Here is a 7,201-nt window from a genome sequence, read left to right on the forward strand (position 1 = left end):
ATTTATAACAGTATTGATGCGGCATTGTGGTGGATTGAAACTTTAGGACTTTATTTAGAAGCTACCCAAGACTGGGATTTTTTGGCAGAGCAATTCCCTGTAGTACAGCAAATCTATAAAGCGTTTGTCGGTGGTACACATTTTAATATCCAGGTCGATGCTACCGATGGGCTAGTTAGTTGGGATGCTCGTAGTGTAGCTCTCACCTGGATGGATGTGGTAATTGGGACACACCCCGTCACACCCCGTTACGGCAAACCAGTGGAAATCAATGCACTGTGGTATTCTGCTTTATGTTGGCTGAGTCAGTGGGCAGAGCGCCTGAGCCAAATGGAATATGGCTCACCAGTGCGTCTCACTAAGCAAGCACAGCGTTATGCTAACCAAGCACAACACGTGAAAACCTCACTGCAAAAATTCTGGAATCCTCAGCTAGGTTATCTGTACGATACTATTGAGCCAGACGATCGCCGGAATTTTCAAATTCGTCCGAATGCGGTTTTGGCGTTGTCATTACACCATTGTGGGTTTTCCGAACAGCAAGGGTGTCAGATATTAGATTTGGCAACTACCAGCTTGCTCACACCTTATGGTCTTCGCAGTCTCGATCCAGGAGATCCAGAATACAAAGGGAAATATGAGGGCAATCAACAACAACGCGATCGCGCTTATCATCAAGGCACTGTTTGGACTTGGCTAATTGGGCCATATATTCGGGCTTGGCAACGTTTTTATCCACAACAATCGTTGCCTTTTAATTGGCAACCATTGCTAGATCACTTTTTCTTTGATGCTTGTCTTGGTTCTATCTCTGAGATTTTTGATGGCGATTCACCTCACACACCCAGAGGAGCGATCGCTCAAGCTTGCTCAGTTGCCGAAATAATCCGCTACATTAAATAGTTGTAGCAGGTGCTTTCATCCGAAAAAAGAAAAATATATAAGTCTTGATTTCTCGTTTTGTGGTATGGCTTTTTACCCCACTTCCATTCCTCTCCTCTCTGGGAAGAGGCTTTGAAACCCAGTTTTAGTTTTTCTCTGCTTGTATGAAACCACCCTGCTACATTAAATAGTTGTAGGGATACAGATGGTCTTGGATAATTATTCTTGATTAATATCCGTTCAAAAATTAATGTTGCTAATTTTAACCTACAAAACCTTTACTATACAAGCTTTTTATTAATTTATCTAATTATCCAAAAGTGACTAGAGATTTTCGATGATTTCACAAATTAAGACCGCAAAACCAAAAATATTTATTTTATTCTGTGAGAAAATATTCCACAAGAAAACTTCATGCATGAGATGTAGTATTATTGATATTAGCAATGTAGTTAAGGCTTAATCTAGATACTCTACAGGATGTATGATTGATAGCGCAATTACTATTGATAACAGATGATTTTACATTTCCTTATTATGAAACACATCATATCTTAACGCTAAATAAGCCTAAAGAAGTATAAATATAAATTGAGAAATCAATTAATAAAATAAAGTGCAAAAAATAAAGTTCACCTAGAAAGAATTGTAAATAAAGTGACTCAACCTAATAACAACACTAACCTTCAAGAGGCAACAGATTTAGGGACTTCCATTGCTCTGGCTGCTACTACAGATAAATGGCAAGTATTGTCGTACAATGCTCCAATCATACCTATACATGCCGCTCTACTTCGTACTGGTAAGGTATTCTTTTTCTGTGGCTCAGGTAACGATCCCAATCGGTTAAATACTCCCTATGACAGTGTAGTCTGGGATGTCAACAAGGGAACCTTTTCCCGTCAGGCGCCTCCATTGGATAGTAACAATCAACCTATGGATATTTTTTGCGCTGGTCACTCCTTCCGTCCTGATGGTCAGTTACTAGTTGCAGGTGGAACTTTGCGCTATGACCCATTTTATGGTTCACCCTATGCTCTGATGTTTGATCCCATTGCTGAGAAATGGGTCAAGATACGATCAATGAATAATGGTCGCTGGTATCCTACTGTGTTAACACTAGGCAGCGGTCGAGTCTTAGCAGTGTCTGGGCCGGATAAAGATGGCAAGCTCAATAGACAACCAGAAATTTATTCTGCTTTGTTTCCAAATGGTTGGAAAGCTTTTCCAACAACTAGTGCCTTACCGCCATACGCGCATCTGTTTCTACTAAGTAGTGGAAAAGTTTTTTATTCAGGTGCTCAGATGGGTGGCACTGGAGTGACACCAAGGATATTAACCCTGCCAGAGACATTTACACAATCTATTACAGAAACAGTGGTGACAGGGCTGCAAGACATAGCTTTTGGCGATCAAGCTGCCAGTCTTCTTTTACCACCTGCACAAGATCAAAAGGTAATGATTCTCGGTGGGGGTAGTGGTAAGACAGCAACCAAGAGGGTAAATATTGTCGATTTAAAAGCTAGTAATCCAACTTACGTAGCAGCAAAGCCTTTAAACTATGCCCGGATGCATCACAGCGCAGTTTTGTTGCCCGATCGCACAGTGTTTGTTTGCAATGGTAGCAAAATGAATGAGGACACAAAACAATCAATGCTGCCAGCAGAAATCTACAATCCAGCTACAAATACCTGGACAGTAGTAGCTAAACAAACTGTTCCCCGCGTATATCACTCGGTGGCCGTCCTGTTACCAGATGGTAGGGTCGTCGCAGCTGGAGGGAACCCTCAACGGACGGTCAATGAACTGCGATTAGAAATCTACAGTCCTGCGTATATGTCGCGATCGCGTCCAGTTATTCAGAGCGCTCCTCAAACTGTTACCTACGGGCAGCAATTTACGATTCAGACACCCCAAGCTGCAAATATTAAGTGGGTTAGTTTTATTAGACCAATAGCAACTACCCATTCCTGCGATACAGAACAAAGGTTAGTCGATGCACCCATTATTTCTAGAAACGCTACTTCTCTTAGGGTCACGGTAACAAACAATCGAAACATTGCACCCCCAGGCTGGTACATGCTTTTTATTAGTGACAACAATGGAACACCCTCAGTAGCAACCTGGACGCAAATATATTAGAGGATGTCTGTTTATGTTCGCACTGCTACCTAATAAAAGTCATTAATTCTAGGAAGGAAAATATGAATTACAAGCTATCACGTCGACGGTTTGGACAATTGGCACTTGCTGGAACTGTAGTATCTGGACTTAGTTATCTAACCAAGAAAGCCTTGGCAGAAACACCAAGTGTAAATATTGTAGGTATAGGTTCTAGCCCGATCGTTGATATTGACCAAACGGCTATTACAGAGGTAAACACCACTGAATTAGTAGAGAACACTGCCCTAAACAGTGTAAGCACAGTAAGCACAGATATTAAGCCTGTAGGACTAGTTTTGCAATCCTTAATGACAGGAAAGGCTCAGGTACTTACGGATAAAAGTACACCTCTATTAGAGCCTAATGAAATATTGAGTGGTTTTACCTCTTTAAACGATGGCACACTTGTTGTAGCCATTACTCCAGTTGCGCTTAGTCGGAGACAGGCGACACCTACTCGCATTACATTTTTGGGTACGCCTGTAAGAACTTTGATAGTCTCAGGACTTAAACCAAATCAACAGCTTGGCAGCTTGCTAGGTACTAATGATGGGCGACTCATTGGTCTAGTAGGTAAGAAGAACGGTACACCACCGATCAGATTGGTAGATATTAACCTTCAAACAGGAGAGATAAGCCCTATTAGTAAGGTTAAATTCCTGGATGATGAGCGGGTCAGCAATCTAGCTGAGTGCCCAGATGGAATACTTTATACCTCTATAGCTGGTGCGTATGGTGAGACAACTCTGGTGCAGCTAGATCCAAATCAAAAAAAGCCCATCAGACTAGGACAATTGAAAGTTAATGATCGAGCATGGAATAATGGCTTACAAAGCTTAGTTTGCTCTGCAACAGGTCAACTCCTCGCATTTGGAGCTATGAGATATGAGACACCTAATGCTGTGTTTATTGTTGATAAGAACACTGGAAATATGACTCGGCTACAAGACTTTGATGCTGCTCAGATTACGCGTGCTCGTGCTTAGAAAGAATTGAACTCATATCTCTAGCAAAAAAACTGCCTAGCCCTCATCTTTGCTTGAGGGCTTTTTATTGGCATTGATTGGTGCAGCTTATAATTAAGAATATTGTTGACTGATTTTCTAATTAGTTAACTCTGGAAATTCTGATTAATACACAACAGCAGTAACTCAAACAAATTTATTATAATGATTTTGATAGATAGCTGATATCAGGAAAGGTTGCCGAAGTTCAGAACTTGCTCATTAGATTCTCCTTTGGAGTACAGCGATCGCCTTTTCGACAGCTAAGAATCTAATGAGAGAGTGTGTTAGCGTAGCTAACCGGAGGTATCCCTAATTATTAATTACGACGGAAATTTCTCTTGCGTTGTTTGTGTCGAGCGACTTCTTTGCGCTTGTGTTTTTCCAAAGGCGTTTCAAAGTGACGATTCTTTCTCATGTCTGGAAAAATACCTGCTTTGGAAACTTCCCTCTTAAATCGACGTAAGGCTGACTCAATTCCTTCATTTTCGCCCACAAATACTTGGGTCATTTATCATCTCCTACTTAATTGGTACTGGGCAATTTAAGCTATCCAGTAGACCGAAGCGCAAAAAGGGCAGATAATGATTCTGCCCTTTAGACGTTAAAACTTAATTTCTGATCTTAAAGCTTAGTAGCGCGATCTATTGTATCCACCGCCACCGCCGCCACGACGATCGCCACCACCAAAAGAACCACCTCTATCTTCCTTTGGTTTCGCTTTATTCACTTTGAGGTCGCGTCCCATCCATTCAGCTCCATCAAGAGCATCAATGGCAGCTGTTTCTTCAGCTTCTGTGCCCATCTCTACAAAGGCAAAGCCGCGTGGACGTCCTGTTTCACGGTCAGTAGGTAACTGAACCCGCTTTACAGTACCATGTTCGGCAAACACAGAATTGAGATCATCTTGTGTGACCTCGTAGGATAGATTACCTACATAAATTGACATGCATTATCTCCAAAATCATAGGTGTGTAGAGATTTAGATTTCGGAGGCAAGCTTGTTAAGACCAAAAGGAAAAAGCCTGTCAATACTAAAAACAAAGAATGTAACCGAATTTTATTCTCACTTGATTATCTTAGCACATCATTGAGTTCTTACCCACCGTAACTCAAGATTGGGGATTGGAGATTGGGCACAAGAGGCACAGATGCAAAGGCGCAGAGAAGAACAACTTCTCCCCTGTTTTTCCACTCACTCATCTCCTTCAGTACTCAGTCTCCTCATAATATTGATTAGCAGAAATTCCCCAAATAATTGCAAAATAAATGCAGTTCGTCATTGTTACTAATTGGAAATGCCGACTACACTTGCTGACGCACAAAATTTACTTTCTGACCTGATCGCCCGCTACTCTAAGCGTGTAGATTATCTGATGATTCGCCTTGAAGAAGCAGAAGGGACTGATATCTTGTTGCGTGGCGACAAGGTAGAAACCCTCAGTGAAGGCATCTCCATTGGCGGACATATTCGCGCTTGTTATAAAGGCGGATGGGGGTTGAGCTGCTTTAACCAGCTGGCAACAATCGAGGATCGCATAGAAGAAGCAATCGCAGCTGCGCGGATGGTTGGTGATGAAGAAACTTTACTTGCACCCATTGACCCGGTGCAAGCAGTATGCATTCTACCCCTAAAAGGTACCGATCCCCGAAATATCCCACTCTCGCAGAAAAAACAATTGTGCGATCGCTATGCCCAATTGCTTAAAAGCGTTGATCGCCGAATTACCACTACCTCGGTGCGTTACGGTGACAGTGCCCAAAAAGTCATCATTGCTACTTCAGAAGGTACTTCGATCGAACAATCTTGGGTGGATATGGAAATGCGCTTTGCCGCCACCGCCAAAAATGGCGAAACCGTACAAACTGGACGGGAAACTACTGGTTCTCGTAAAGCTTACGAAGATTTAACTAGTTTGGATGAACAGGTACAAGGTGCTGCTCAAAGAGCGATCGCCGCTTTATCTCTACCACCGGTCAAAGGCAATACTTACACTGTAGTCATTGACCCAATTCTCACGGGTTTATTCGTCCACGAAGCCTTCGGACATCTTTCTGAAGCTGATATGGCTTACGAAAACCCCGATCTCCTGGAAGTGATGACTATCGGACGGCGGTTTGGCCCAGAAGAACTGCAAATTTTTGATGGTGCGGCTCCAGAAGGACATCGTGGTAGCTATTTTTACGATGATGAAGGCACACCTGCCACGACTACTCAACTAATTAAAGATGGAGTTTTAGTGGGACGTTTACATTCTCGTGAAACTGCTGGCAAATTGGAGGAAACGCCTACGGGTAACGCTCGCTGTCTCAACTATCACTTTACTCCCATTGTGCGGATGACAAATACCTGGATTGAACGGGGTAAAACACCAGTTGCAGACTTATTCACCGATATCAAAGAAGGAGTTTATGCCCGTAATTGGTTGGGTGGAATGACAAATGGGGAAATGTTTACCTTTAGTGCTGGGGAAGCGTGGATGATTAGGAACGGCAAAATTGCTGAACCTGTCCGAGATGTGACCCTTTCGGGAAATGTATTCCAAACTTTAGCGGATATTGAGGCACTTGGTGATGATTTTTATTGGGATGAATCCGGCGGTTGTGGTAAGGGAGGGCAAAATGGCTTGTCAGTGGGTTGTGGTGGCCCTAGCCTCCGAATTCGAGATGTAGTCGTTGGCGGGGAAACATGAACTATCTGCTTCAGTCGTAAGAATCATAATCTGCAAAAGAATAGGAATTGGTTTTGCCATAACCTCTAGCAGATGAACACCACAATTGAGTATAGCGATCGCTTTGCACTAATGCTTAACGTGAGTTTCCAACCGAGGCTCACGTTAATGCTTAACTTTTAAGGTGAGCAACATCCTTCCCAAGTATGAAATTAACTCACAACTCTAGGTAGTAGCGCTAGTAGTTAAAAATAGCTAGTCTAGATAAAGTTGATTCAATATCCACTCTAGTTTGATTCATCACACTAATCCTCCGTGGCGTGTACTGGGGATTTACTGTTAGTTAGTCTAGATAGTCCAAAATTATTAATAATCGATTGCTTGCAGACTCGCTACTACTGCGCTAAGGTAATTCGTAATTAAAGACTATTTCAGACTCTTAATTTAAGCATCCAAACTGAAATAAAGCCACGTATATAT

Annotated in this window: 6 protein-coding genes; 4 read left to right on the forward strand and 2 right to left on the reverse strand. The window is 42.3% G+C overall.

Annotated elements, in window-relative coordinates:
- The 3 genes from IQ229_RS06875 to IQ229_RS06885 all read left to right on the forward strand — a co-directional run.
- A partial coding sequence (locus IQ229_RS06875; protein WP_322743948.1) for an amylo-alpha-1,6-glucosidase occupies positions 1-903 on the forward strand: 903 nt, incomplete at its 5' end.
- Positions 904-1,539: 636 nt separating this feature from the next.
- Positions 1,540-3,024: a galactose oxidase-like domain-containing protein gene (locus IQ229_RS06880; RefSeq protein ID WP_194042422.1), complete on the forward strand. Its 1,485-nt coding sequence runs from the start codon at positions 1,540-1,542 to the stop codon at positions 3,022-3,024.
- A 62-nt stretch (positions 3,025-3,086) separates the two neighbouring features.
- Positions 3,087-4,031 carry a hypothetical protein gene (locus IQ229_RS06885; RefSeq protein ID WP_194042423.1) on the forward strand — a complete coding sequence of 315 codons (945 nt, stop codon included), beginning with the start codon at positions 3,087-3,089 and terminating at the stop codon, positions 4,029-4,031.
- Between the two features lie 337 nt (positions 4,032-4,368).
- On the opposite strand, the gene rpsU is transcribed toward IQ229_RS06885, so the two are convergent.
- The gene (gene rpsU, locus IQ229_RS06890) at positions 4,369-4,560 is read right to left on the reverse strand and encodes a 30S ribosomal protein S21 (protein ID WP_069073774.1); all 192 of its coding nucleotides are present in this window, start codon (positions 4,558-4,560) and stop codon (positions 4,369-4,371) included.
- Positions 4,561-4,680: 120 nt separating this feature from the next.
- Positions 4,681-4,998, reverse strand: coding sequence for an RNA recognition motif domain-containing protein (locus IQ229_RS06895; protein ID WP_194042424.1), 318 nt, complete (start codon positions 4,996-4,998; stop codon positions 4,681-4,683).
- Between the two features lie 349 nt (positions 4,999-5,347).
- Between IQ229_RS06895 and IQ229_RS06900 the strand changes: the two genes are divergently transcribed.
- Positions 5,348-6,742 carry a TldD/PmbA family protein gene (locus IQ229_RS06900; protein WP_194042425.1) on the forward strand — a complete coding sequence of 465 codons (1,395 nt, stop codon included), beginning with the start codon at positions 5,348-5,350 and terminating at the stop codon, positions 6,740-6,742.
- Positions 6,743-7,201: the final 459 nt, after the last annotated feature.

The sequence above is a fragment of the Nostoc cf. edaphicum LEGE 07299 genome (assembly GCF_015207245.1).
GTDB lineage: Bacteria > Cyanobacteriota > Cyanobacteriia > Cyanobacteriales > Nostocaceae > Nostoc > Nostoc edaphicum_B.

Coding starts and splice junctions, on each gene's coding strand:
- IQ229_RS06885 (WP_194042423.1), top strand. CDS start 3,087: ATGAATTACAAGCTATCACGTCGACGGTTTGGACAATTGGCACTTGCT.
- rpsU (WP_069073774.1), bottom strand. CDS start 4,560: ATGACCCAAGTATTTGTGGGCGAAAATGAAGGAATTGAGTCAGCCTTA.
- IQ229_RS06895 (WP_194042424.1), bottom strand. CDS start 4,998: ATGTCAATTTATGTAGGTAATCTATCCTACGAGGTCACACAAGATGAT.
- IQ229_RS06900 (WP_194042425.1), top strand. CDS start 5,348: ATGCCGACTACACTTGCTGACGCACAAAATTTACTTTCTGACCTGATC.